Below are 26,318 nucleotides of genomic sequence, written 5' to 3' on the forward strand. Positions count from 1 at the left end.
TCACGGGGATGGGAAACACTTCAGGGGTGAGTGAACTGACCTACGCGCCCGTCGGCGGGACCCGGTCCGGCGAGCGGCCGCCCGGTTTCCGGCACCTCTTCTACCGCACACCGCTGGGCACCGGGGCCGATCTGCACCGCCGCGCCGGCGAGGCCGTGGTGACCTTCCGCATGCACCGGGCCACCGGGGCGCGCGTCGTCGCGTCGGCGCCCTCGGCCGAGCCGGGTGTGCGGCTCACCGTGGGCGCCGGCCCGCTGACCGTGCCGTGCGAGGTCGTCTGGTCGGTCTCGGACGAGCGCCGCATCGGCTTCGGCTACGGCACCCTCCCCGGCCACCAGGCCTCGGGCGAGGAGGCGTTCGTCGTCGAGCGCGACGAGCGCGACCGGGTCTGGTTCACCGTGACGGCCTACAGCCGCCCGGCCCGGCCTCTCATGCGGCTCGGCGGCCCGGTCGCGGTGGTTCTTCAGCACGCGTACGCCCGTGTGTGCGGCCGCGCGCTGAAACGGCTCTGTACCGTGAACCCGTGAGCACGACCTCGGTCACCTGGTGGGGCCACAGCACGATGTGGCTGACGGACTCGGGCACGACGCTGCTGACCGACCCGGTGCTCAGCGACCGCTTCGCCCATCTGAAGCGCATGGCCGGTCCCACGCCCACGCTGCCCGGCGCGCCCGACGGCGTGCTCCTGTCCCATCTGCACGTCGACCACTTCCACCTGGCCTCGCTGCGGGCCGTCGAGGGCGCGCCCGTGCTGGTGGTCCCGCGAGGCGCCCGGGCGTTCGTCGCCAAGACCCTCGGTCCCCCGTACGCGGACCGCACTGTCGAACTGGCCCCCGGCGACGAGACCACGGTCGGCAACCTGAAGGTCCGGGCGGTCCCCGCCGCACACGACGGCGGCCGCGGCCCGTGGTCGCGCGACAAGGCGATCGCGGTCGGCTACGTCATCGAGGGCGCGGCCCGCACGTGGCACGCCGGCGACACCGGCCTGTTCGACGAGATGAGCGAGCTGGCCCCGCTCGACCTGGCGCTGATCCCGGTCGGCGGCTGGGGCCCGTCGCTCAGCTCGACGCACCACCTCGACCCGGCGGCGGCCGCCGAGGCCGTGCACCGCGCCAAGGCGAGCTGGGCCGTGCCGGTCCACTACGGCACGTTCTGGCCGATCGGGCTGAGCCGCGTCCGCTCGCACATGTTCCACGACCCCGGCATCCAGTTCGTCCGCCACGCCGAGCTGGTCGCGCCCGACACGCGGGTGCGGGTGCTCGGGCACGGCGAGACGCTGACGATCGGCCGTCCGGCGTGATGGCGGTCCTCGGAGCCCTGGCCTGGCTCTTCGTCGTGGTCGCCTTCGGCGCGGTCGTGCCGATCGTGCCGACCGGGGCGGCGGTCAGCGGCGCCGCGGCCCTGGCCTTCCACGAGCACCGCCCGGTCACCATCGTCCTGGTGATCGCCGCCGGCGCGGCCGCCGCCTACGTGGGCGACCTGGCGATGTACGCGCTGTGCCGGCTCGGCGGCGAGAAGCTGGCCCGCCGCATGCGCTGGCTGCGCGACGAGGAGCACCTGGCCTCGGTGAAGGAGCGCCTGCACCGCAGCCAGATCCCGGTGCTGCTGGTCTCGCGGCTCATCCCGGGCGGGCGCGTGCCCGTGCTGCTGGCCGCGGCCTTCCTCGGCATGGCGTGGCGCACCTTCGTGGTGGCCAACGCGCCGGCCTGCGCGCTCTGGTCGAGCGTCTACGCCGCCATCGGCGTGGCCGGCGGCTCGATCTTCCCGGAGCCGTGGGAGGGCGTGGTCGCGGCCGTCGCGCTGATCCTGATCATCAACCAGACCATCTCGTGGATCAACAAGAGGAGGGAGGCCCGCCAGGCCGCCCTCCCCGAGTCGAGCTAGTACTTCAGGTATTGCCGGGTCAGCTTGGCGACCTTTTCCACCACGGTGATGCCGCCGGACATGGTGGCGTTGTCGTGCGAGAGCACGGCGATCGAGACGTCCGTGCCGCCGCCGGTCACCCGGCCCACCGAGTTGATGATCCACCGGTAGTTCTCGGTGGAACGGGCCAGCCAGCCGTTCTTGACCGTGAACTTCTCGCCGGCCTTGGCGGCGGCGGGCACGCCCCAGTCCTGACTGGAGTCGACGGTGCTCATCAGCGTGTAGGCCAGCTTGCGCGAGTCGGCGTCGAGCGGCCCCTTGGTGTCGACCAGCTCGCCGAGCAGCCGCACCTGGTCGTCGACGGTGGTGCGGGTCAGGCCCCACGAGCTGCTGACCTTGGTCTGGGTGAGGCCGAGGCGCTTGTTGCAGGCGCCGATGCCGGAGGCCCGGCCGAGCTTGCTGAACAGCGAGGTGGTGGCGTCGTTGTCGCTCAGCCGGATCATGCGCTTGGCGAGCGCCAGCTCGGTCGAGGTCAGATCGCGCCCGTCGTCCTGCGCGGTGAGCAGCAGGCAGGCGAGCACCTGCACCTTGACCACGCTGGCCGTCTCGTACCGCTCGGTGCCGCGGTAGGAGTAGCGCTGCCCGGTCCGGCGGTCGAGCACGGCCACCGAGAACTCCGGGGCCGACGCCGCGTACTTCTTCAGGGCGGCGTCGAGCGCCTTGGCCCGCTGGGCGGCCACGTCCACGGTCGGGGTCGGCGTCGGCGCTCTCGTCGGCTCCGGGGCTGGTGCCGGCTCCGCGGCTCCTGCCTGGGCGGGCGCCGTGGCCTGGGCCGTCGCCGCGTCCTCGAACGTGCCGGCCACCGCCTGCGTGCTGCCGCCGTCGTCCATCATCCCCGCGCCGACCAATCCCGCACCCCCCAGGACCCCCACTGCCACCACGGCCAAGATCCAGTTTCGCGTACGTCGCACGCCTGCCATAGTGCCGTGTTCCGAGGCATCATGGGCCACCCGGCCCCCGCCGCATAAGAAGTTGACAGGGAGTTTCCACCTATGGCGCGTCGATGGTCACGAAGCGTCACGAGTCGCGGTGACGCATGATGGGATGATGCGCTTCCCGTTGGTCTCCCCCGCCACCATCGCCGACCTCACTCGCGCCGCCGTCGGCCAGGTGGTGGAGACAGCGGCCGCCGCCGCCACCGTGCCCCTGCGGGTGGCCGGCCTGCTCGGCCAGGCCGAGCTCCTGGTCAGCCGCGTGACGGTGATCGCCGACCAGGCCGAGCACCTCGTCCAGCGCGTCTCCGCCATCGCCGACGCCGCCGAGGGCACCATCGCCGAGGCCCAGCTCATCGCCGCCGCCGCGGCCCGCACCATCGAGGGCGCCGAGGTCCTCACCGCCTCGGCCGCCCAGACCGTCGAAAAGGCCGAGCTCATCTCCACCGCCGCCGGCGTCCTGATCGAAACCGCCGCCGGCACCGCGGGCGAGGCCGACGTCCTGGTGAAGCGCGCCGCCGGCACCACCGACGCCGCCGGCGAGCTGGTCGGGCGGGCGAGCGGCATCAGCGACCGCGCCTCCGCCGTGGTCGAGCAGGCCCGCTCCGCCGCCGGCGAGGCCGTTCACCTGCTCGACGAATACGCCGGCACCCTGCGTAAGGGCGCCCCGCTGGCCCGGCGCTTCGTCGACGAGCTCTCCCAGGACGAGGTCACCGCCGCCATCCGCATGATCGACACCTTGCCGGCCCTGCGCGCCCACCTGGTCGACGACGTCATGCCGCTGCTCAGCAAGCTCGACCAGGTCGGCCCCGACCTGCACAAGCTGCTCGAGGTCACCGAGGACCTGCACCTGGCCATCGCCGGCCTCCCCGGCCTCAAGCTCCTGCGCCGCCGCGGCGAGGAGCGCGTCGAGGACGGCAAGGCCTGAGCCCGCGCTACCGGATCATCGTGAAATCGCCGCGCAGGCGGGCGTGCACCTCGGCTGCCCTGGGCAGACCCAGCTCGTCGAGCATCGTGGCGGCCCGGAGCCACGTGGCCCGGGCGCGGTCCTGGTCGCCGGCGGCCAGGTAGGTGTCGCCCAGCTGGACCAGGGTCTTCGTCTCGTTCGTGCGGTCGCCCATCTCGCGGAAGACCGCGAGCGCGCGCTCGTACGCCTCGACGGCCTGCTCGTGGTCGCCGCGCCGCTGGTGGACGTAGCCCAGGCTGTCCCAGGTCACCGCCTCGCCGAAGCGGTCACCGGAGGCCGCCAGCAGCTCCAGCGCCTGTGCGCAGTGCTTGATCGCCCGTTCGTAGCGGCCGAGCAGGGCGTACTGCCAGCCGACCGTGTTGAGCGCGTTGGCCTCCATGGTCGCGTCACCGAGCTGCCGGTAGAGCACCATCGCCTGCTGCGAGTGCACGAGCGCCTCCAGGTTGCGGTTCTGCTTCTCGAGCAGCCAGGACAGGTTGCCGTGCACCTGCGCCCGGCCGGTGCGGTCGCCGATCCGCTCGTGCAGGGCGAGCGCCCGGCGCAGCTCGGCGCCGGCGTCCGCGTAGCGGGTGAGCCGCGTGTACGCCCGGGCGAGGTTGCGGTGGGTGTGCGCCTGGCCGCTGTGGTCGCCGAGCCGGCGTGCGGCCTCCAGGGCGGCGAGGTGCGAGGCGACGTAGTCGTCCCAGTGCCCCTGCCGGTCGAAGAACGTGGCAAGCGTCCAGGCGAGCTGCCAGGCGTGGGCGGGGAAGTCGCCGGCCGACCGCTCGATCAGGTCGACCATGGCCGCGTACTCGGCGGTGAACCAGGCCAGCGCCTGCTGCGCACCGGGAAACTCCTCCGGCACCACCTCGGGGCCGCGCGGCAGCGCGGCGATGGGGTCGCGCTGCGGGTTGAGCAGGCGGTCGGCGGCGAGCGCGGTGTGCAGGTAGTGGTCGAGCAGGCGCCGCCGGGCCGCGCGGAGCTCCGGCCCGCTCTCCGCGCCGGCGAGCTCGGCCGAATACTCGCGGAGCAGGTCGTGGAAGGTGAAGCGGCCGAGGACCCGTTCGGTGAGCAGGCTGGCCCGGGTCAGCTCGGCGACGGCACGGCGGGCCTGCCTGCGGGGCAGCCCGGCGAGGGCGGCGATGGCGGGCACGGTGACGTCCGGCCCGGGGTGCAGGCTCAGCAGGCGGAAGAGCCGCGCGGCGTCCGGCCCGAGCATGCGGTACGGGGCGTGCAGCACCGCGCGCAGGTCGGTGCCGGGGGCGCCGCCGTCGAACAGGTCGAGCACGTCCGCCCGGCCGGTCAGCTCCCCGGCGATCGCGGCGAGCGGGGAGCCGGGGTGGTTCGCCGCCCGGGCGGCGACGACGGCGAGGGCCAGCGGCAGCCGCGCCGACGCGGCGATGATCGTGCGGACCGCCGCACTCTCGGCGGCGACCCGGTCGGCGCCGAGCCGGCGCTCCAGCATCTCCCGCGCCTCGTCGTCGGAGGGCAGATCCAGGCGGGTCTGGTAGGCGCCCTCGGCGGCGACCAGGGCGGTGAGGTCGACGCGGCTGGTCACCACCACGAAGCACCCGGCCGTGCCGGGAAGCAGGGGACGGACCTGCTCGGCGTCCCGCGCGTTGTCCAGCACGACCAGGACCCGCTTGCCCGCGATGATGCTGCGGTAGAGACCCACCTGCGCCTCGAAGCTGAACCCGAGGCGCTCGGGCGGCACGGCGAACGCGTCGAGGAAGCCCCGGACGGCCTCGGCCGGCTCGACCCCGCCGCCGGTGTCGAAGCCGCGCAGGTTCACGTAGAGCTGCCCGTCGGGGAAGTGCTGCCGCACGCGGTGCGCCCAGTGCACCGCGAGGGTCGTCTTGCCGACGCCCGCCGTGCCCACGACGGCGGCGACGCGGACCGGGGCGCCGGCGCCGTCGAGCACCGCGTCGAGACGGGCCAGCGCCTCCGCCCGCCCGGCGAAGCTGACCAGGTCGGCGGGCAGCTGACGCGGGACCGGGGCGGCACCGTCCGCGGCCGGGGCGCCCTGGAGGACCTGGAGCCGGACGGCCTGGAGCGGGGCGCCCGGTTCGACGCCCAGCTCGTCGGCGAGCCCGTCGCGCAGCGCCGCGTAGACCTCCAGCGCCTCGGCGGTGCGCCCGGCCCGGTGCAGGGCGGTCATCAGCAGCCCGTGCAGACCCTCCCGGTAGGGCTGGTCCCGGGCCGCCTGCACCAGCTCGCCGACCACGTCGGCGTGCCGCCCTGCGGCGATCTCCGCCTCGAACATCTCCTCCAGCACTGCCGACCGGCGCTCCCGCAGGGCCGGGGCCACCCGGCTCAACAGGGACTCCGGCGTGCCGCCGAGGACCGGCCCGGACCACATCGCCAGCGCCGAGCGCAGCCCGTCGGCGAGCCGCGCCGGGTCGTCCGTCCCGTCGCGGCGGGCCCGCTCGACGGCCCGGGCGAAGTCGTCGAGGTCCAGCTCGCCGGGGCGCACGTCGAGGAGGTAGCCGGGCGGGCGGCGCACGATCCGGTCGGCACCGAGCAGCTTGCGCAGGCCGGAGACGTGCACCTGGAGCTGCCCGCGCACGGTCGGCGGCGGGTCGTCTCCCCAGACCAGGGCGATGAGGCGCTCCTCGGGAACCACCCGGCCCGCCTCCAGCAGCAGGGCCGCCAGCACGGCGCGGGGTTTGGGGCCGCCGAGCGGCAGGGACGCGCCGTCTCGGTCCACCGCCACCGGCCCGAGCAGGCGGTAACGCACCGAGCGATCATGCCAGCGCAACAGTCCTCTATGGATCGATGTCGGTCGAGGTTCACCTCGAATTGGCCTTCTGTTGAGGTCGGGGAGCCATGGAAGCGGATCGAAAGCTCCGGAGAAGCACCGATCCCTAGCCTGGCCCCGTGCGCCGCCTTCTACCCACGTTCCTCGCCGTCCTGCTGGCCTCCGCCCCGACCGGGGCACCGGCCGCCGCGAGCGGCACCGCCCTCTCACCTTCCCCGGTCGGCACGGAACAGGTCCTGTTCCGCAGCGGCACCGGCGGCTACGGCTGCTTCCGCATCCCCGCGCTGGTCCGCACCGGCGCGGGCGCGCTGCTCGCCTTCGCCGAGGGCCGCAAGTCCCCGTCCTGCGCCGACCGGGGCGACATCGACATCGTGATGCGCCGCTCCACCAACGACGGCCGCACCTGGGGCCCCATCCAGGTGGTGCTGGCCGGGTCGCCGTCGGATCCGTCCGCGCCGGCCGTGCGGGGCAACCCGGCGCCGGTCGTGGACGAGACCACCGGCCGGGTGCTGCTCGTGTCCACCTCCGGCAACCAGTCCCCGACCGGTCAGCGCCTGCCGTGGGTGCAGCACAGCGACGACGACGGGCGGACGTGGAGCGCCGCCCGCGCCCTGGACGTGAGCTTCGCCGGAACCCCGGCCGGCTGGTTCGCCACCGGCCCGTCGCACGGTGTGCAGCTGCGGAGCGGGCCGCACGCCGGCCGGCTGGTCGTCGGCGCGCACCAGATCACCGGCGGGAAGGCGTACCCGGGGGTGCTCTACAGCGACGACGGGGGTGGCACCTGGTCCGCCAGTGCCGTGCCGGCGCCGACGGCGCTGAGCATCGGCGAGATCTCCGTCGCCGAGCTGCCCGGCGGGGCCGTCTACGCGGCGGCGCGCAACGACGCCGGCGTGAGCGACCACCGGGCGTACGCGATCAGCACGGACGGCGGCACGACGATGCCGGCCTTCACCGCGCTGCCGTCGCTGGTCTCCCCCGACGTGCAGGGTGCCGTGCTGGCGCCGCGAGCGCTCCACCGGTCGGCGCCGGGCGACACGCTGGTCTACACCGGACCGGCCAGCCCCACCGGCCGGCAGATCATGCAGGTCCGCTACTCCGTCGACGGCGGCCGGACCTGGGCGCGCGCGCCGGGCGGGCAGCTCACCGACCAGCGCGCCGGTTACTCCGACCTGGCCGAGCTGGGTGGCGGCGAGATCGGCGTGCTCTACGAGGGCGGCGTCAGCTTCTCCGCCGACGAGCTGCGGTTCAACCGGTTCTCGCCGGCGGCGCTCGGCATTGCGGGCACCACCTTCACCGGCTCGGTCTCGGCCCAGCCGTCCACGCCACCGGGACGGACCACCCCCGACACCTCGGGTCAGGCGAACGACGCCTACCTGACGGGCGACGCGGCGATCGCCGCGCGGAGCCTGGTGCTGGACGGCGCCGGCGACTACGCCGAGGTGCCGTATGCCCGCAGCCTCGACCCGGGCGCCGGCGACTTCACCGTCTCGCTGCGGTTCAAGCACGCCGCGACGGCCGCGACACCGCAGCGGGCGCTGCTGTGGGCGTACGGCACCGGGGCCGGCGTGCCTCAGGTGTGGGTGCGGTTGCAGCCCGCGCAGGACCAGGCCTACGCGTGGGTGCAGGGCGCGCAGGGCGGCGCCGCGGTCGCGCTGAGGGACAACTCCGCGGCGGCGGCCTTCGGGGACGACGCCTGGCACCAGCTCACCCTGACCCGTTCTGGTCCGCGGATCACGCTCACCGTGGACGGCACGCTGACCGCCTCGGCCACGGGCGTCGCGGGCCCGGTCACCGGCGCGGCGCCGAGCGGCGTCCGGCTGGGCGCGAAGCAGGACGGCACGGCCGGCGACGCCTTCGCCGGCTCCCTGGCCGACGTGCGGGTGCCCGGTGTGGTGCTGCCCTTCGCCATCGTGGACGCCGCCGTCACCCCGGCCCGGGTCCGGGTCACGCTCAGCGACGACGTCTCCGGGCACTGCACGGCGGCGACCCTGCTCGGCGGCTGGCGCACGGTCGCGACCGGCCGCGACGGCACGGCGGCGCTGACGGTCGACGCCACGCATCCGGGCGCCGAGTCGCCGTACACGCCGGCGCTGGACGTCGGCGGCGGCGATTTCACCTTCGCCACCTGGTTCCGCTACACCGGCACGTCGAACCAGGCGCTGCTCTGGGCGTACGGCGCCACCAGCGGGAAGCGCTCGCTCTGGGTCCGCGCGCAGCCCGGCCAGGACCGCGTCTACGCCTGGGTGCAGACCGACGAGGCGACGGTGTCGATCCCGGTGCCGGACACGTCGGCCGCCGCCGGTTTCGGCGACGGCGCCTGGCACCTGCTGACCGTGCGGCGCAGCGGCGGCCAGGTGCGGGTGGGTGTCGACGGCGCGAGTGCCGCGGCGTCCGGTCTGACCGGCTCGCTCACGGCCGATCCGGCGGACGGTCTGCTGGGCCTGCGGCTGGGGTCCAAGCCGGACGGTACGGACGTCCTGCAGGGCGCCGTCGACGAGTTCCGGCTCTACCGGCGGGCGCTGTCGGACGCCGAGCTCGCCTCGGCGGCGACGGCGAGGTATCCGGCGGACCTGCCGTCGGTGTGGTGGTCGTTCGACGGCAACTTCACCACCTACCACGACGTGGTGCGGCCCGCGCCGGACGGCCCGGCGACACCGGACCACTCGGCGCGGTGCAAGCACGCGTACGTGCGCGGCGGTGCGACGCTCACCGCCGGGCGGTACGGCAGCGCGCTGGCCTTCGACGGCACCGACGACGCGGTGCAGCTCGCACACGGCGCGCCGCTCGCGTTCGGCGACCGCGACTTCACCGTCGCCACCTGGCTGCGGTACAGCGCCGCGAGCGGCCGCGACCAGGTCGTCTTCTGGGCGTACGGCGTCGGGGCCGCCGAGCGGGCCCTGTGGTTGCGGGCCCAGCCCGGCAAGGACCGGCTGCTGGCCTACGCGCAGACCGACGTGGGGCCGGCCGGGGTCGAGGTCGCCGACGCCTCCCCGTCCGTGGCCTTCGGCGACGGGGCCTGGCACCACGTCGCGCTGACCCGCGCCGCGGGCGTGCTCTCGCTCAGCGTCGACGGCAAGGTGCTGTCCTCGGCGCCGATCTCCGGGTCGCTGACGTACGGCGACACATTCGCGGTGGACGGCCTACAGCTCGGCGCACGGCTCGACGGTGTGGACCGGCTCGCCGGGTCGCTCGACGAGGTCCGGGTCTTCGACCGCGCGCTGTCCGCCGAGGAACTGGCCCGGGTGCGCGACAACGCCGATCTGGGGTCGGCCACCGTGCTGCGGCTCCCGTTCGAGGTCGTGACCACCACCGGATATCCGCGGATGTGACCGGGCGGCGGGCACGGCCGTGAGCAGCGACCGCGCGTACCGGTGGAGCAGGTCGTGCATCCGGTAGCGGTCGCGGCCGGCGGGGTGCAGCAGGTTCGCCGCCACGAGCGCCCGCACCCGGCGCCGCGTCGCGGCCGGGTCGCCGGGGTCGGCGGCCTCGGCCGCGTCGCGGGTGAACTCGGGAAGTGCCAGCCGGCCGAGGCGCCGGAAGAGCCGGCGCTGCTCGGACGGCAGCCGCGCGTAGGAGGCCGCCACGGCGGCGCCGAACGAGCTCTCCGGCGCGCCGTCCAGGCTCAGGGCCTCCAGCACCCCGTCCCGGACGAGATCGGCCACGGCCGGGCGCAGCGGGCCGCCGCCGCGGGCGGTGAGGTTCGCGGCGGCGATGCGGGCCGCCAGCGGCAGGCCGCCGCACATGCCGGCGAGGTCCGCGGCCGCGCCGGGGTCCGCGTCCACCGAGGCGGCGCCCAGCTCGGCGCGCAACAGCCCGACCGTCTCCGCGACCGGCAGCGGGCCGACCGGGACGCTCACCGCGCCGTCGTGGACGACCAGGTCGTCCAGCCGGTAGCGGCTGGTGACCACGACGACGGCGCGGTGGCCGGGCAGCAGCGGGCGGACCTGGCCGGCGCTCGTGGCGCCGTCGAGCACCAGCAGCACGCGGCGCCCGGCGAGCAGCGAGCGCAGCGACCGGGACAGTTCCTCCTCCGTCGCGGGCAGCCGGCCGGCCGGCACCCCCAGCGTGCGCAGCGTCTGGGCCAGCGCCTCGGCGGCCGGCAGCGGCGAGCGGTGCGGGTCGAAGCCGTGCAGGTCGACGTGGAGCTGGCCGTCCGGGAACAGGTGACGCACGTCGTGCGCCCAGCCCGTGGCAAGGGCGGTCTTGCCTACGCCGGGCAGGCCGTGCAGGACGAACAGGCGCACCGGCGGGTCGTCCTCCGCCGCCCACTGCCCGGCCGCGGCGGTGAGCGCCGCGCGCTCGCGGTCGCGGCCGACGAGGACCGCCGGCGCGGGCGGCAGCTGGGCCGGCGCCGGCCACACCGGGCCGGTGGCCGCCACCGGCGGGGCCTCGGCCCCGGGGTCGTTGCCGCGCAGGATGCTCTGGTGCAGCTCGCGCAGGCGAGGGCTGGGGTCGATGCCGAGCTCGCCGGTCAGGCGCGCGCGGATCGTGGCGTACGCGGCCAGCGCCTCCGGGGTGCGCCCGGCCTCGTGCAGGGCCCGCATCAGGTGCAGGGCGAGCCGTTCCCGGAACGGGTGCTCCTGGACGAGCCGGCCGAGATCGCCGATCAGTCCCTCGGCCCGGCCGAGTTCCAGCTCGGCGTCGGCCAGTTGCTCGTACGCGGTGAGCCGCAGCTCCTCCAGCGCGGCGCCCTCGCTGTGGATCAGCGGCTCGGCGGCACCGCCCAGCGCCGGTCCGGGCCAGCGGGAGAGGGCGTCGCGCAGGTCCCGTGCGGCCGGCTCGGCATGCCCGGCAGCGAGGCCGGCCGCCGCCCGGTCCAGCGCGGCCCGGACGACGTGCAGGTCGAGCTCGCCGTGCTCGACGTGGATCTGGTATCCGGGCGGCTTCCGGCTGATCCGGGCCGGGCCGACGACCTTGCGCAGGCCGGACATGGAGACCTGGAGCTGGGCGCGCCCGTTGGCCGGCCAGTCGGTGCCCCAGACCAGGTTGCACAGCTGGTCGTCGGCGACGACCTGGTTGGCCCGCAACAGCAGGGCGGCCAGCAGGGAGCGCTGTTTCGGCCCGGCCAGCGGCCGCGGGCCCTCCGGCCCGTGGACCGCGACGGGCCCGAGGAGCACGTATCGCATGGCGCGACGCTAGGCAGCGGCGCTTCGAAAACGCTTCGAAGCGCCGCTCCCCCTGTGTCAGACCTGGTCGAGCGAGCGGTCGTAAACCTTCACCGACCCGTTGCCGTTGCGGAACACGATCGCGAAGCCCTGGGTGGTGCCGAGCGAGTACGCCATGACCGTGGGGTCGGTCGCGGCCACTTCACCCGCCGACGGGATCGACTCGTGCCAGGCGCCCCAGGTGTTGCTGCCGACGGAGCTCTCCCAGAGCTGGTAGATGTGCTTGTTGTCGGCGCCGCGCACCACCACCGAGACCCGGCCGAGCTCGGGATCGATGACGGCCGCGGGCGCGCCGGTGGCGGTGAAGGTGGCCGGTGCCTCGGCGGTGCCGAAGGAGCCGATGCTCGTCCACTCGGCCGGCCAGGCGCCGCCGCTCTGCTGGATCTTGGTGACGATGGTGTTGTCCGCGGCGCGGGCGAACGCCTGGAGCACGTAACCCGGGCGGACCACCACCGCGGGCTGGCTCAGGCCGCTGCCGCCGAGGCTGGTCCAGCTCGAGACCGACCCGTCGTCGTAGAGCTCCACGCTCCGGACGCTGCCATCGGTGTCCACGCCGAAGACCCGCGCGCCGTCGCGGACCTTGACCGCGGTGACCTGCCCGGTCAGGTTCTGGTCGCCGAGGTTGCGCCACGCGGGGGTGCCGTCCTGCTCGTACGACCAGAGCTTGCCGTCGGCGTCGACGGCGAACTGGGTGAGCACGCCGCTGCCGAGCCGGATCGCCGTCGGCGGCGCCGCCATCGACCCGCCGGCGTTGCTCCACGCGTTCCAGGTCGCGGAGCCGGCCGCGGTCTGCGTGGCGGACCAGATGTCGCTGTCGGTGTTCTGCGCGGTCACCTGCACCCGGCCGTCGGAGGTCTCGGCCAGCGCGGGCTGCCCGGTGAACGCCTCGTTGCCGGAGATGACGGTCCACTCGACGTAGCCGAAGTTCTCCGGGTAGGGCTGGTGGCCGGTGACGACCCGGCCGCCGTCGTCGACGTACGCGTACTTGATGACGCCGGCCCGGGCGCCGTCGACCGGTGCCATCTGCATCACGCTGACCCGGGTGCTCTTCGCGATCGGCACCTGCGGGATCGGGTCGGCGTACCAGCCCTGCAGGTCGACGATGAAGTGGATGGTGCTGCCGCTGCCGTTGCGGAAGCGGACCTTGCCGTCGGTGCCCGGTTTGACGATCATGCCCTGCGACCGCCAGGCGCCCGCCTTGAAGTCCATCAGGGTGAGCGACGCCTCGGTCTGGCCGACCGGCCACGCCTTGAGATAGCCGGCCGCCTCCGGGGTCACGGTGACGCCGAGCTGTGCGCCGGCGACGCCCCGGGTCGGCAGGCCGTTGGTGCCGCCGACCTGCACGTCGATGGTGGCCCCGGCGGCCAGCGGCAGGCCGGCCCCGGCGGTGCGGGTGTTGAGCAGCCGCTTGCCGACGTGGCGATAGCCGGCGCCCTGCGTGGAGCTCGCCGACCAGTAGCCCTCGACGTGCATCAGCACGTCCACCGCGGCGCTGCCCTTGTTCGTGACGGTCACCTTGCCGTCGGCCGAGAGCTTGAGCGGCGCGAACGTGTGCGTGGAGCCGCTCTCGTAGTTCATCAACGGCCGGGCGGAGCCGCCCGCGGGCGCGACGGCCAGCCAGCCGGCCGTGGTGGCGCTCGGGACCGCCACGTTGACGGCCGCGACGGCGGCACCGGCCGGGATCACCCCGCCGGTCAGCGTGATGGTGCGGCTGGCGCCCGCGGCGAGGGCGCCGGCCGAGGTGCCGGTGCCGCTGCGGGTGTCGACGAGCCGGGCGTGCGGCACCGGGACGAAGCCGCCGCCGGTGCTGCCCAGCGACGACTTGAAGTAGCCCTGGACCTCCACGACGATGCCGGTCTTGCCGGCGTTGTTGAAGACGGCGAGCTTGCCGTTGTCGCCGACGTCGACGACGGCCATCGTGGACAGGTCCTCGCCCGTGCCCACCGACAGTGTGGTGGTCCCCGGCTTGGTCCTGCCGTCCGGCCACAGGATCAGGAAGGTCGGCGCGGTGGGTGCGAGCGCCGCGATCCGCACCATGACCGAGGAGACGCCGGTGGTGGGCACGCCGCCGGCGCCCAGCACCGGGAAGGCGGTGGTGCTGCCCGCGCCGCGCTCGCCGGTCACGCCGCCGGTGCCGTCCCGCGTGTCGAGCACCTTGGCGACGCCGGACAGGGGAACGTAGTCGCCGCCCTGCCCGGCCGCGTCGGCGTGCGCGGCCGGAGCCGCGGGCGCGAACGTCACCGCGGAGGCCGCGAGCAAGGCGGCCAGGATGAGGCGGGCGGGGCGCCTGATGGCGCCCACCGCCCGTCGATCATGCTTGAACAACAGGTGCTCCTCGGTTGAGAGTTCTCGATGTCAGGGCTTCTTCTGCGGCCACGCGTCGTGGACGATGTTGCCCGCGCAGTACGAGGCCACCCCGCCCGCGCTGAGGCCGGCGACCCACGCGCCGTTGTCGAACCCGTACTTCATTCCGGCCGCCACGCCCGTGGGCAGCGCCGTGACCACCGGGATGCCGAGGCAGCGCCACGCGGCACGGCCCGGGTTCCGCCGGACGTAGGCCAGCGGGTCGGTGATCAGGTGGAGCCGGGCGAGGGCGGCCGTCCTGCTGATCCCCCGCCCGGCGGCGCTCAGGCCGTGGCCGATCGGGGTCAGCACGTGGGTGTAGAGGCCCTTGGCGGCCGAGCCGGCCAGGCGGAACGGCGCGGTCAGCGCTCGCCCGCACTTGCGCCAGTCGATGTTGTGCACGAGCAGGTCCGTGCCGCCGGCGACGACGAAGTAGGTGTGCAGGGTGTCGACCGTCAGGTTGTAGACGGTCCGCCGCTCGGTCCACGAGCGGACAGCCAGCTCACCCGCCTCGGCCCAGCGTCCCCGCTCGTCGTCCCAGATCGGGTGCCCGTCGGTCGCCGTCACCGTGCCGCCGCCGTCGACCGCGATCTCGACCAGGTGTCTCTCCCCGGTCCCGGCGATCACCCCGGTGACCTCGTAGGCGCCGCTGCGCCCGGTCACCGGGTCGGTGGACAGCACCTTCTCCCCCGCCCGGACCTCGTCGATCCGCTTGGCGGAGCCGTCGGCCATCCGCACCCGGGTGTCGCCGGTGAAGCTGTTGCCGGCCGCGGCACAGGCCACACCGGTGACGTTCTCGGCCACCTCCCGGCCGGCCGCGGCGACGGCCGGCTTGGCCGCGCGCAGCTCCGGCGCGAGCAGCAGCCCGACGTTGAAGACGCAGCTGAGGCTCTTGCCGATGCCGCCGTCCTCGTAGAGCGTGCCGGCCTGACAGTTCTCGTCGATCTCGTCGCCGCCGAGGGCGTCGTAGAGGTCGCCGGCCTCGTCGCGGAGCCCGGCCCACTTGGTGCCCTCGGGCCGGTCGCCCTTGCCGCCTCCGCCGCCGAGACCGAGCCAGCCCTTCAGGCGGTCGGTCCAGGTGTACGTGTACGTGGTGGACGCCGCCGCCGAGACGTTCTTGACCACCGGCCCGGCCTTGCCGACCGCGGCATTGTAGATCTTGGTGGTGCCCTTGCGCTGGTCGGAGACGACGTCCTTGCTGGTGGCTGTGGTGTTCGCCGGCGCGGACGCCTTCGACGAGACGGGGTGCGCCATGTTGAGCACCGGGCGCAGCGCCGCGTCGTAGACCGGCAGCGGCTTGTGCCTGGCCGCGTAGGCGTTGGCGGCGCGGGCCGCGTCCGAGACCTTCTTCGCCCGCTCGTACGGCGACTCGCGGTAGCAGTAGCCGCAGCTGACGCCGCCGCCCCCACCCGAGCCGGCCGGGCCGGGCGCGTACGACGGGTAGCTGCCCGACGGCAGTCTCGACTTGTTCTTCTTGCCGCCCGCACCGCGCCGCAGGTTCTCGGCCTGCTGCGCGATCTCGTCGGCCAGGCTGTACGGCAGCTCGACGCCGAGATAGCAGAGCAGCGACATCCCGCACGACTGGACGCTGGTGCTCGGCTTGGGCCCGCAGTTGGACCACGGGAGCCAGCACCAGGCGTGCCCGTCGGGGTCGATCCGGCTCAGCGGGTCGCCGGCGGCGTAGGCGTACCGGTTGCCGCCGTCCGCGCCGCCGGCGCTGGTGTCCACTGTGTCGCGCGAGGTGAATCCGCCCGTGCCGGGGCTGTACCAGCGGGCGCCCATGTCGACCTGGCCGGTGCCGGGGTCGGTCCAGTCGCCCTGGAAGCCGATCGCCCCGGTGGTGCCGGTCCGCTCCGTGACCGCGCCGAACGGGTCGTACGCGGTGGTGTCGGGCAGTTTCGCCAGCGCGGTGTCGGCCGGGTCGAAGGCACCCACCACGTCGCCGTGCCGGTCGGCGAGCGACAGCCGCTCGGTGCCGCCGGTGCCGGTGGACACCAGCTCGTCGCCCGGCCCGCGGCCGTACACCGACGTGCCGTCGGAGACCACCTCGTCGTCGAGGCCCGCGTACGCGAACGGGACCCCGTTGCGCGAGGCGACCCGGTCGAGCCCGTCGTAGGTGTACTTCTGCCCGGCCGCGTCGGTCAGCCGGTCGAACGCGTCGAAGGCGAACTGCTCGGTGAGCCCGGAGCTGGTCCGGGTCTTCATCGTGCCGCGCGCGGTGTAGGTGTAGGTGTAGTCGCCGTCGGCGAGCAGCCGGCCGCGCTCGTCGTACGAGGCGGTCTTGGCGCCGGCCTTGACGCGGTTGCCGGCGGCGTCCCAGTCGTAGGCGGTGGTGGCGCCCGCCGTCGTCTGCCCGGTCAGCCGGCCCGCGTAGTCGTACGTGTAGGTGGTCTCCCGGTCGCGCGTCTCGGTGGTGAGCCGCCCGGCCTCGTCGTACCTGTACGTCGTGGACACCACCGTCGCGCCGGCCGCGTTGGTGAGCGTGTCGCCGGACACCTGGCCCGTCGGGTCGTACGAGTAGGTGCGGGTGCGCCCGGCGCCGTACCCGATGGTCTTGAGCATGCCACCGGCGTCGTAGCCGAACTGCTGAGTGGTCCCGGTGACCGCGTCGGTGATGCTGCTGAGCCGGGCCTTGGTGTAGCCGAAGGTGGCCGCGCCGGCCGCGTCGGTGCGGCCGGCCGGGTTGCCGTCGCCGTCGTAGCGGAACGTCGCGGTGCCGCCCGGCCCGGCCGTGCTCAGCAGGTTGCCCCGGTCGTCGTAGCCGTAGGTGTTGACGCCCGATCCCGAGCTCGCCTCGATCACGCGTCCCGCCAGGTCGTACCGGAGGGTCTTCGCGGCGGTCGCGGACTCGGCGCCGGTGCCGCTGCTGCCGCGCAGCCGCCCGGCCGCGTCGTACACCGCCGTGCCGCTGACCCCGCCGGGCGCGAGCTGGGTGATCACGTTACCGGCGGCGTCGTACGCCGACGTCCAGGTGCGGTCGGCGGCGTCCGGCTGCGCGGCCGTGGCCGGCTCGATCTGCGACTCCGGCAGGCCGAGGGAGTTGTAGGTGGTGATGGTCGAGTGGCCGCGGCCGTCGGTGAACCGGGTCGTGTTGCCGGCGGCGTCGTAGCCGTACCGCGAGATGATCGACTCGGTGGCGCTGACCGGCTGCACCTGCTGGGTCAGCCGGTTGCCGGCGTCGTAGGCGTAGCCGGTGGTGACCTGCTTCGGGTCGATCTCGGCGATCACGTTGCCGGCGAGGTCGTAGCGGTACCCGATCGTGCTGACCACACCGCCGTCGGGCTTCAGCCGGGACTCGGCGGTCTTCTGCCCGAACAGGTCGTACGTGGTGCGCGTGGCCCCGAGCGCGTCGGCGGAGCGCACCTGGCGGCCGGCGTGGTCGTAGCCGAGCTGGGTGAGCACGCCGTTCGGGTCGGTGGCCTCGACGAGCTGGCCGAGCGTGTCGTACCGGCTCGCGGTGACCGCGCCGGTCGGCGACACGACCCGGGTGAGGTTGCCGGCGTCGTCGTACGTGCCGGTGGTGGTGTAGGTCGCGGCGACCGGCCGGCGCTCCTTGGCCGTGCTGGTGACCTGCCGGTCCATGTCGTCGTAGGTGGCCTCGGCCCGCGCCCCGGTGGGGTCCACCTGCGACAGCGGCTGCCCGGTGCGGGTGTACGTGTACGACCACACCGCCCGCTCGTCGTTCGTGCTGCCCGGGGTGTCCACGGTGACGACCCGGTCGAGCTGGTCGTACGTGGTGCGCGTGACGTCGCCCCGCGGGCCGGTGGTCTCCACGGCGTTGCCGTTGCCGTCGTACGTGGTCAGCGTGACGGGCTGGATCAGCTCGGAGACGCCGGGCGGCAGGTAGGACGGGGCGGCGACGCGCACCGCCCGGCCGAGCCGGTCGACGCCGGCCGTGGTGACCTGGCCGAGCGCGTCCTTGGTGGCAACCGTGTCGCCGTACGCGTTGTAGCCGGTGGTGACCGTCGGCCGCACCGTCGCCGGCTGCCCGCCGCCGGTCTCGGTGGGGACCGGCGCGCCGGTCACCGCGACCTGCCGGCCCAGCTCGTCGTGGCGGTAGGTGGTGGTGAACGCGGCCGGGTCGGCGCCGGCCGCGTTGCCGCGCGGGTCGGTCTCGGCGACCGTGAGGCCACGCTGGTCGTACGCGAACGTGGTGATCTGGGTGGTGGTCCCGTCGGTGACCGTCTCCTTGGTGACGTTGCCGGCGTCGTCGATGACGTAGTCGGCGGTCTCCGGGGTGGTCGGCATCGTCCACGGCACGTTCGACGCCTTGCCGGACATCACCGTGCGGGTCATGTTGCCGGCGAGGTCGTAGGCGTAGGTGGTGGTGCGGGCCAGGCCGCCCGGGTCGGCGACCGTGCTCGCGACCCGCCCGGCGCGGTCGTAGGTGTGCTCGACGGTCCGCTTGCCGTTGTCGGTCACCTGCCTGGTCAGGTTGCCGGCGCCGTCGTAGACGTTGTCCTGCAGGACGATGTCGCGGGTGGCACCGCCGGGGTCGTGGAAGTCCTTCAGGACGGTCTTCTGGAGCAGGCCGTCGCGGTAGTACGTGTTCTCCACCCGGCGGCCCATCGCGTCGGTCGCGCTCACCGGGCGGCCGGCCAGATCGTACGAGTAGGCGCGCAGCACGAGATAGTCGCCGGTGCCGGTGGCCGGCGCACCCGCCGGGTCGCTGCGCCAGTCGCGCAGCCGCACCTCGGCCAGGTCGTTGCGGGCCGTGTACGCGTAGTCGTAGCGGTTGCCGTTGGCGTCGGTCATCGAGACGGTGTTGCCGAAGCCGTCGTAGCCGTACTCGGTCTCGTAGCCCTCCGCGTCGGTGACCCGGATCTGCCGGTTGTGCTCGTCGTAGTCGTACTTCGTCGCGCGGGCCGGGTCGTTCCCGGACGCGTCGGCGACCTCCATGGTGACGGCGTTGCCGTCGGCGTCGTACGTGTACGTGGTGCGCTGCCGGTGCGCCTTGCCCCCGACCGCGTCCGTGGTGGCCGGGTCGATCCGGGTCAGCAGCCGGCCCATCCCGTCGTACGTGTAGGTGGTGGTCACGCCGTTCGGGAAGCTGTCGGAGACCTGCTTCTCGCTGGTCTTGCGGCCGATCGCGTCGTACGTGTAGGCGGTGACCAGCCCGGACGGCGCGGTCACGCTCGCCAGGTCGCCGTTGGCGTAGTAGGCGTACGTGGTCACCTTGCCGCGCGGGTCGGTGCTGGTGGCCGGCAGCCCGGCCGGGACGAGGCCGCCGCCGGTCGCGCCCTCGCCGCCGGTGGTGTAGGTGTTGCGGACGACGCCGCCGTCCGGGTTGGTCTGGGTCGCCGGCTGCCCGCTGGCGTGATAGGTGAGCACCGTCCGGTACGTGGGGTCGGCAGCGCTCGCGGACCGGCCGTCGCGGATCTCGAGCGGCTGGTCGTTGCGGGGGTCGGTGATGTTCGTGATGGTCGCCGGGTAGGTCGTCCAGCTGGTGTGGCACTGGGTGCCGGTGCGGCACTGCTTCGTGGAGGTCACGTTGCCGCGACTGTTGTAGGTCAGCGTGACGGTGTCGCCGTTCTCGTCGGTGACCGTGCCGACGCTGCCGTCGTCGTTGTAGGCGAAGGTGCGGATGCTGACGCCGTCGGCGTCGTAGCGGACGAAGACGGGGCCGCCGGCGTTGCCGGGGATGGTGGTGCAGAACGCCGGGTCGTTCGGATCCGGCTGCTCGCACGTCTCGGTGGGCGGGGTCGACGGTGACGGGCTCGGCTCGGTCACATCGTCGTCGTCGCGGGCCTCGATGCCCAGGGGCTGGCCGAGTCGCAGCAGCCAGCCGCCGATCGCGTCGTACTCGTACAGGGTGGGCCGGCCGGCCGGGTCCCGGACCTCCACACTGCGGCGCAGGTCGGTGTCGCCGCCGTAGACGGCCGGCGCGCCGATCTTCCAGGTGCCGCCGTTCTCGTCGGTCTGCTCCTTGATCCGGTCGAGGTCGGTGTCGTACGCGGCGGTGCCGGCGACCTTGCCGCTGGGCAACACGACCTTGGCGAGCTGGTCGGCCTGCGCGGCGCCCCTGAAGTGAGCGGCGACCGACGCGGCGCCCAGCGGGTGGGTGTAGTACGCGACCTCGTCGATGGTCCCGGTCCAGGACCGCTGCGCGGCGCTTCCCCAGCCGGGCCAGGACCCGGGCGTGCTCGCGTACGCCGAGCCGATCTGGTTGAAGGTCAGCAGCGAGTGCTCGATCGTGCCGGTGAGCGTGCCGACCTTGACGTTGTCCAGGTAGAGGGTCTGCGTCGTGCCCATGGCGGACAGCACGACGTGGTGCCAGCGGCCGTCGTTGACGCCGGTCGCCGAGGTGATCGGCGCGATCGTGCCGGTGGCGAACTGGCCGCGCAGCCGGCCGTCGGTGCCGACGTAGAGGATCGGCACGCCGGCCGTCGACGCGGAGCCGAGCGCCTTGTCCTGGTAGCCGATCAGCGGGCCGCCGGCGCCGGTGCTCGACTGCTTGAACCACAACTCGACAGCGGCGTCGCGGCTCTTCTTGAGCGTCCCCTTCGGCAGGTCCACGCTGGAGGTGGTGCCGGTGAAGAGGCCGGCGGTGTTGCCGGTGCCGGCGAGCACACCGGCCTGCGCGAGCGTGACGTTCCTGACGGTGCCCGCGTCCTTGCCGAGGTTGACGCCGGCCTCGCTGGCCGCGGCGGCGCCGTCCGGCTCGCCGAGCCGCCAGTACGACTCGGGCCGGGAGTCGAGCACGGCGCTGCGGTAGTGGGAGCCGCCGGCGTACTCGTACGAGGTGCAGCCACCGCCGGGCGCGCACACCTTGGTCAGCAGGTCGCCGGTGTACGTGTAGTTCCAGGTCAGCCTCGTGCCGTCGACCGGGTCGGTGGCCACGCTCGCGACGTGCCCGCCGTTCCAGGTGAAGGTCAGCGACCGCCCGGCGGTGTTGCTCTGGCTGTTGGCGACCTGCGCTCTGGTCAGCCTGCCGTCGGCGGTGTTGTAGGTCAGCGTCACGGCCCGCCCGACCACGTCGAGGATCTTCGCGAGCTGCCCGGCCAGCGAGAACACGTAGGCCGTGCCGTCGGCGCCGGTGAGCCGCCAGCCCGTCGGCTCCGCGGCCAGCTTCGCGATGCGCCCGGCCGGTGCCGCGTACGTGCCGTCGGCGTTGCGGCCGAACCGCACGGCCCGGCCGTCCGGATAGGTGATCACGACGTTGCCGGACCCGTCGTCGTCGGGCACCAGCCGCATGTCGTACCGGCTGGTCCAGCCCGCGCCGAACAGGCCGTCACGGCGCGGGTCGGCGCTGTTGTAGGTGCGGATCAGCCGCAGCTCCGGTCCCACTGTGGCGACCGACGCGTCCAGCGCCTCGGTGCTGTAGTTGCCCACCTGCGGGTCGAAGTCCTGGTCGCCGCCGCCGGAGCCGGACATCCGGGAGGTGATCTCCGGCTGCGGCACGGCGGTCAGCACTGTGGAGTACGGCGAGGTCACCTCGGCCGAGGCGTCCTTGACGAACGTCCGCCACAGGTACGCCTTGCTCCACACCATCCGCCCGGCCGGCACCGTCCACGCGGTCTTCGTGGTGTATCCCGAGTTGGTGCAGCTCACCGCGGTGCCCGACGCGTCGCGGTCGCATACCTCGAACTTGTACTGCAGCGACGAGCTCGGCGGCGCGTCGATGTCCAGCGCCCTGGCCCAGAGCTGGGGCGTCAGCGTCGGCGCCTGGTATCCGTTGGGCGGATAGAGCTCCTGCACGACCGGCGGCACGTTGAAGACCTCGAGCACCAGCCGCGCCGGCGGCACCTGGTAGTCGGTGAAGACCGGACCGCCGGCCTTGACCATCGTGAAGTCCAGGAAGTACTTGCCCGGCGGCAGCGCCTTGATGGTCGCGTCGAGCGTGACCCGGCCGCCGCGGGCGACGGTCGAGGTCAGGTTCGCCGAGCGCTGCTGGGTGACCGCCGCGCCGGTGGACGCCTTGTACGCCCGGTAGGCGAGGTAGAAGTCGCCGGGCGCCCACGCGCCGGCGCCCTTGTTCGTCACCGCAACCTTGATCTTGCCGTCCTGGTTCTGGAGCACCACCGGGTTCGGCACCGGGTTCGGGATGGAGTAGGTCGCGTAGTACGGGCTGTGCGTGACGTAGAGCTTGGGCGGGTTGGCCGTCCCGCTGCCGGCGAACTTCTTGCCGGCCGAGCCGCGCAGCGACAGCCCGTAGTTCGCCTGGGTGCCGTCGACCCAGCGCTGGACCAGATCGCGGCCGCCGGCCCCGAGGTCGATCAGCTCACCGGCGGTGGGGCAGGCCGACGACGACTGCCCGAACGCGATGTAGCCGTGCGCGAACGACTTGCTCGCCAGCGAGGCGCCGACGGCCGGGCCGGGATAGGAGTATCCGCCGCCCGCCGACCACGAGCCGGTCACCGGGTGCACCGTGACCTGCCGCGGGCGGCAGGAGTCGGCGTCGTGGTTCACCACCCAGAGCTTCGCGCCGAAGATGGTGTGGTTCTGGAGCTTGCCGACCAGGCTGCCGAACCTGAGGTACGAGGCGGCGTTCGAACCGACCAGCAGCTGCGTGCCGCCGGACGCCGAGCTCCCGCCCGACACGTACATGCCGCTGTCGGCGGCGGCGCCGTCCACCGGCACCTGCACGGTGGGGTCGACCTCGACCGGGAAGGCGCGCTCGGGGTCCCGCAGCCACTGTTCGTCGACGAAGACGCGCAGCGCCGTGCCGCCGGCCCGCTCGATCAGCTCGTAGCCGACCCGGCCGGGCTCGCCGGCCGCGTCCACGCTGGTGCCGGCCGGGATCACGCCGCGCACCGCCCCGGTCTCGTCGGCGAGCTCGACCCGGCCGCCGGCGAGCCGGGCGGTCAGCCCGGTGAGCTTCAGCGGAAAGACGAACGACGCCGGCGCCTTGCCGGACGACAGGACGACGGTCTCCTTCAGCCCGCCGGGTTGCGCCTCCAGCCGCAGGTCCACGCCGGGCGCGACGCCGCGATAGGTCACCGTGCTGCCCTCGGCGCCGGCGACGCCGCCGCTCACCCCCGCCATCGAGTACGCGACGGAGTGGCCCTCGTCGAACGTCACCTCGGCCAGCGTGCCGGCGGCGGCCGATCCGGCGAGGTGTACGCCGACCGAGTCCGCGGCGTTGCGCCAGCCGCCCGCCTGCTGGTCCGGCTCCAGGCGGGTGTCGATCGGCGCCCACGTCCCGTCTGCCGTGCGGTAGTTGACCGGGCCGGCGGAGAACTCGGTGGTCTGCGTGCCGTCGGCGTTGTCGTACACCTTCTCGAACGGCCCGGGCTGCGTCCGGGCCGGGACGCTGGCGCCCTGCTCGTATCCGCGCACGGCTCGCGCCGGTGCCGCGGTGACGGACGCCTTGTTGGCCTGCGGCTTCCACTTGACGGCCGGGTACTTGCCGCGCTGCGACGCCGGCAGCGTCTTGTTCCTGCCGCCCTTGGCGGGCTCGGCGGGGCTCGCGGCGGCCCACCGCTGACCGGGAGACGGCGCGGCCACCGCCGCGGGCTGCCGATTGCCGCCCGCGGCGTCCGGCGGCCGCTCGACGAGCGGCACCTCGTTGCCGGCCGCACCCGCCGCCACCGCCACGGTGACGCCGGCCGCCAGCACCTTCGCCGGCACACCCGACCCGAGCAGTGCCACCAGGCTCGCGAACCGACCGATCCTCGACCGCGCCATCACGCCTCGCCCCCATCACGTCCACAGCTGCGAGGGGAATCTAGGAGCGCGCGCCTCCAGAGATCTTGCGGATCGCTTCGGTTTTCCTTTCATCGCCGCCGGAGGCGCCATCGAAGGCCGTTGTTGTGCCGAGCGCCACACGACGGCCGTCCGCAACGGTCCTACGATCCGTCGCGCTGCCGCCGTCTATCGAGGACCCGCGATGCTCACACGCACATCGGTACTGCTCCTGCTCGCCGCCCTGCTCCTGATCCCGTCCCCGGCCCCGGCGAACGCCGCGGCCGGCTCGTTCACCGAGACCGAGATCTGGAACGCGGCCGACCCGTCCGACGCGTACGCGCGCTTCCACGTGCACGGGTTCGCGGTCGTCCGGGCCGGCACGCCGCTGCCCGCGACCGGCGGGGCGCTCGCCGGCGACGTCGTGCTCGCCCTCACCGAGGGCCGCTACACCGACTGCGACTGCAGCGAGAAGGACCTGCTTCTGCGGCGCAGCGTGGACGCCGGGCACACCTGGGGTCCCAGCGAGGTGGTGGTCGCCGACGACCCCACCACGAACACGTACGCGAACCCCACGCTCCTGGTCGACGAGCGGACGGGGTCGGTGTTCCTGTTCTACTCGGGACGCGGCGGCATGCTGTTCTACCAGCGCAGCGACGACGCCGGTGCGACCTGGGGCGCCCGGGTGGACCTCAGCGCCCTCTACGCGAACGACCCGAACGGCTGGCGCAGCCACGGCTCCCGCGGCCACGGCATCCAGCTCGCCGGCGGCCGGCTGCTGCTGCCCGTCGGCCACAAGGCGACCGGCGACGACCCGCGCTACGGCGAGGACATGCTCTACAGCGACGACCACGGCGCCACGTGGCGGCGCGGCGCACCGGTGCCGGTCTCGGACGCGTACCCGATCGGCGAGAGCCGCGTCCACGAGCGCGCCGACGGCACGGTCGTGGTCCTCGGCCGGTGGAACCCGGGCGGCACCCGCTATCCCATCACCTCCACCAGCACCGACGGCGGTGCCACCTGGGCCGCGCCGGTCCTCGACGGCGCCGCCGGGCAGTTCGTCTCGGTCGACGCCGGCCTGATCCGATTCACCGCCGGCGGCGTCACCCGCCTCCTGCACAGCAGGCCGGACGCCTCCGCCCGGGAGAACATGACCGTCTCGGTCTCGTACGACGAGGGAGCGAGCTACCGGTACAGCGGGGTGGTCCATCCCGGCCCGTCCTACTACTCCGACCTGGCCGTGCTGTCCGACGGCACGATCCTGCTGCTCTACGGCAACGACGGGGCCTCACGCGGTTTCCCGGAGCGCGTCACGCTCGCCCGTTTCGACCTGGAGTGGCTGACGAACGGCCGGGACAGCGTCGCCGCCGGTCCCGGGCTCACCCGCCACGAGTACGAGCTGGCCACCCCGGCGGCCCGCACCGCCGGCGGGCCGGCGCCGCAGCTGGTCGCGGACGCCAACGCCCGGGGCGGCAAGCGGGTACGCCACGCGGCGACGGCCGGCGACTATGTCGAGGTGCCGTTCGAGGTGCCCGCGGCGGGCAGCTACGAGGTGGCCGTGCGCCACCACCGCCTCCGGGACCGAGGACGGATCCGCACGAGCGTCGACGGGCTCGACCTGCCGGCGGGCCGGATCGACCCGACCATGACAGTGGGCGAGGGCTACCAGGTCTATCCCCTCGGCACGATGACGCTGGCGCCCGGCACCCACCGGATCCGCTTCACGCTGGAGGCCGCCGGCCGCGCGGGCGGCACGGTGATCGCGCCCGACCAGCTCGCGCTGACGGCGGGCGCAAGCCCGGCCGACGCGCCGCGCACCGTCGCGGACAACAGCGCGGCGGCCTCGTTCGAGATCGCCTCCGGCACCTGGGACAACGACGCGACCGGCGTGGACGGCTACTACGGTCAGTTCTACTCCACCCATCCGGCCGGCACCGGCACGGCGACGGCCCGCTTCCGCCCGGACGTCCCGGAGACCGGCGTGTACGAGGTGGCCGTCTGGTATCCCGCCCATCCGAACCGCGCCTCGAACGCGCCGTTCACCGTCCGCCACGCGGAGGGACAGGCGACCTTCCGGATCGACCAGCGCACCCAGGGCTCGCAGTGGGTGCGGCTCGGCAGCTTCCCGTTCGTCGCGGGCGGCGCGGCCACCGTGGGCCTGTCCGACGACGCGGACGGCTACGTCGTCGCCGACGCCGTGCGCCTGCTGCACAAGGGCACGATCCTCGACAACGGCGCCGCCGGGTTCGAGACGCTCGCCGGGACGTGGAACAAGGCCACCGGCGTGGCCGGATACCGCGAGCGGAACTACCTCACCACCCCCGCCGGCACTCCGGACGCCCGGGTCCGCTGGCAGCTGCCCGTCCCGGCGGCGGGCGTCTACCAGGTCGCCGTCTGGTACACCGCGCACGACAACCGCGCCCCCGACGCCCCCTACACCGTGCGCCACGCCGGCGGCGCCACGACCGTCGCCGTCGACCAGCGCACCAGAGGCGGCACGTGGGTCGCGATCGGCGACTTCCCGTTCGAGGGCGCCGGCACGGCCACGGTCGAGCTGACCGGGGACGCCGACGGCTACGTCGTCGCGGACGCCGTACGCCTCCTGCGCCGCACCGGCTGACGCCCTG

At 74.1% G+C, this 26,318-nt stretch carries 10 protein-coding genes and 1 pseudogene; 6 read left to right on the forward strand and 5 right to left on the reverse strand.

Features of this window, described 5'->3' with window-relative positions; translation table 11 throughout:
- Positions 1 to 26: 26 nt before the first annotated feature.
- Genes Ade02nite_RS00390 through Ade02nite_RS00400 form a run of 3 tightly spaced genes read left to right on the forward strand, consistent with a single transcriptional unit; the run spans position 27 to position 1,884 of the window.
- Positions 27 to 527: a DUF1990 domain-containing protein gene (locus tag Ade02nite_RS00390; RefSeq protein ID WP_239168405.1), complete on the forward strand. Its 501-nt coding sequence runs from the start codon at positions 27 to 29 to the stop codon at positions 525 to 527.
- Positions 524 to 1,300, forward strand: a complete 777-nt coding sequence (locus Ade02nite_RS00395; RefSeq protein WP_203759347.1) for an MBL fold metallo-hydrolase — start codon at positions 524 to 526, stop codon at positions 1,298 to 1,300. Before Ade02nite_RS00390 ends, Ade02nite_RS00395 begins: the two co-directional genes overlap by 4 nt.
- A complete protein-coding gene (locus Ade02nite_RS00400; RefSeq protein ID WP_203759349.1) occupies positions 1,300 to 1,884 on the forward strand; it encodes a DedA family protein in 585 nt (194 codons plus the stop codon). Before Ade02nite_RS00395 ends, Ade02nite_RS00400 begins: the two co-directional genes overlap by 1 nt.
- Here Ade02nite_RS00400 and Ade02nite_RS00405 read toward each other — a convergent pair.
- Positions 1,881 to 2,834, reverse strand: coding sequence for a serine hydrolase (locus tag Ade02nite_RS00405; RefSeq protein WP_239168406.1), 954 nt, complete (start codon positions 2,832 to 2,834; stop codon positions 1,881 to 1,883). The two genes, Ade02nite_RS00400 and Ade02nite_RS00405, sit on opposite strands and share 4 nt — an antisense overlap.
- Before the next feature lie 136 nt (positions 2,835 to 2,970).
- Between Ade02nite_RS00405 and Ade02nite_RS00410 the strand changes: the two genes are divergently transcribed.
- Positions 2,971 to 3,783, forward strand: coding sequence for a hypothetical protein (locus Ade02nite_RS00410; RefSeq protein WP_203759351.1), 813 nt, complete (start codon positions 2,971 to 2,973; stop codon positions 3,781 to 3,783).
- 7 nt (positions 3,784 to 3,790) lie between these two features.
- Here the strand turns inward: Ade02nite_RS00410 and Ade02nite_RS00415 are convergent, their stop codons facing one another.
- Positions 3,791 to 6,538 (reverse strand): AfsR/SARP family transcriptional regulator, encoded by a 2,748-nt coding sequence (locus Ade02nite_RS00415; protein ID WP_203759353.1) that lies wholly within the window; start codon positions 6,536 to 6,538, stop codon positions 3,791 to 3,793.
- Between the two features lie 140 nt (positions 6,539 to 6,678).
- On the opposite strand from Ade02nite_RS00415, the gene Ade02nite_RS48925 reads away from it, so the two are divergent.
- Positions 6,679 to 9,888, forward strand: a complete 3,210-nt coding sequence (locus Ade02nite_RS48925) for a LamG-like jellyroll fold domain-containing protein (protein ID WP_239168407.1) — start codon at positions 6,679 to 6,681, stop codon at positions 9,886 to 9,888.
- Positions 9,889 to 10,983: 1,095 nt separating this feature from the next.
- Here Ade02nite_RS48925 and Ade02nite_RS48930 read toward each other — a convergent pair.
- The 3 genes and pseudogenes from Ade02nite_RS48930 to Ade02nite_RS00440 form a co-directional block, all read right to left on the reverse strand.
- Positions 10,984 to 11,685, reverse strand: a pseudogene (locus tag Ade02nite_RS48930) (AfsR/SARP family transcriptional regulator); the annotation flags it as partial.
- Positions 11,686 to 11,742: 57 nt separating this feature from the next.
- A complete protein-coding gene (locus Ade02nite_RS00435) occupies positions 11,743 to 14,049 on the reverse strand; it encodes a DUF8189 domain-containing protein (RefSeq protein WP_203759357.1) in 2,307 nt (768 codons plus the stop codon).
- 30 nt (positions 14,050 to 14,079) lie between these two features.
- On the reverse strand, positions 14,080 to 23,694 hold the full coding sequence (locus tag Ade02nite_RS00440) for an RHS repeat-associated core domain-containing protein (protein ID WP_203759359.1): 9,615 nt from the start codon (positions 23,692 to 23,694) through the stop codon (positions 14,080 to 14,082).
- A gap of 202 nt (positions 23,695 to 23,896) precedes the next feature.
- Between Ade02nite_RS00440 and Ade02nite_RS00445 the strand changes: the two genes are divergently transcribed.
- Positions 23,897 to 26,311, forward strand: a complete 2,415-nt coding sequence (locus Ade02nite_RS00445; protein WP_203759361.1) for a golvesin C-terminal-like domain-containing protein — start codon at positions 23,897 to 23,899, stop codon at positions 26,309 to 26,311.
- Positions 26,312 to 26,318: the final 7 nt, after the last annotated feature.

It is taken from the genome of Paractinoplanes deccanensis (assembly GCF_016862115.1).
Lineage (GTDB): Bacteria > Actinomycetota > Actinomycetes > Mycobacteriales > Micromonosporaceae > Actinoplanes > Actinoplanes deccanensis.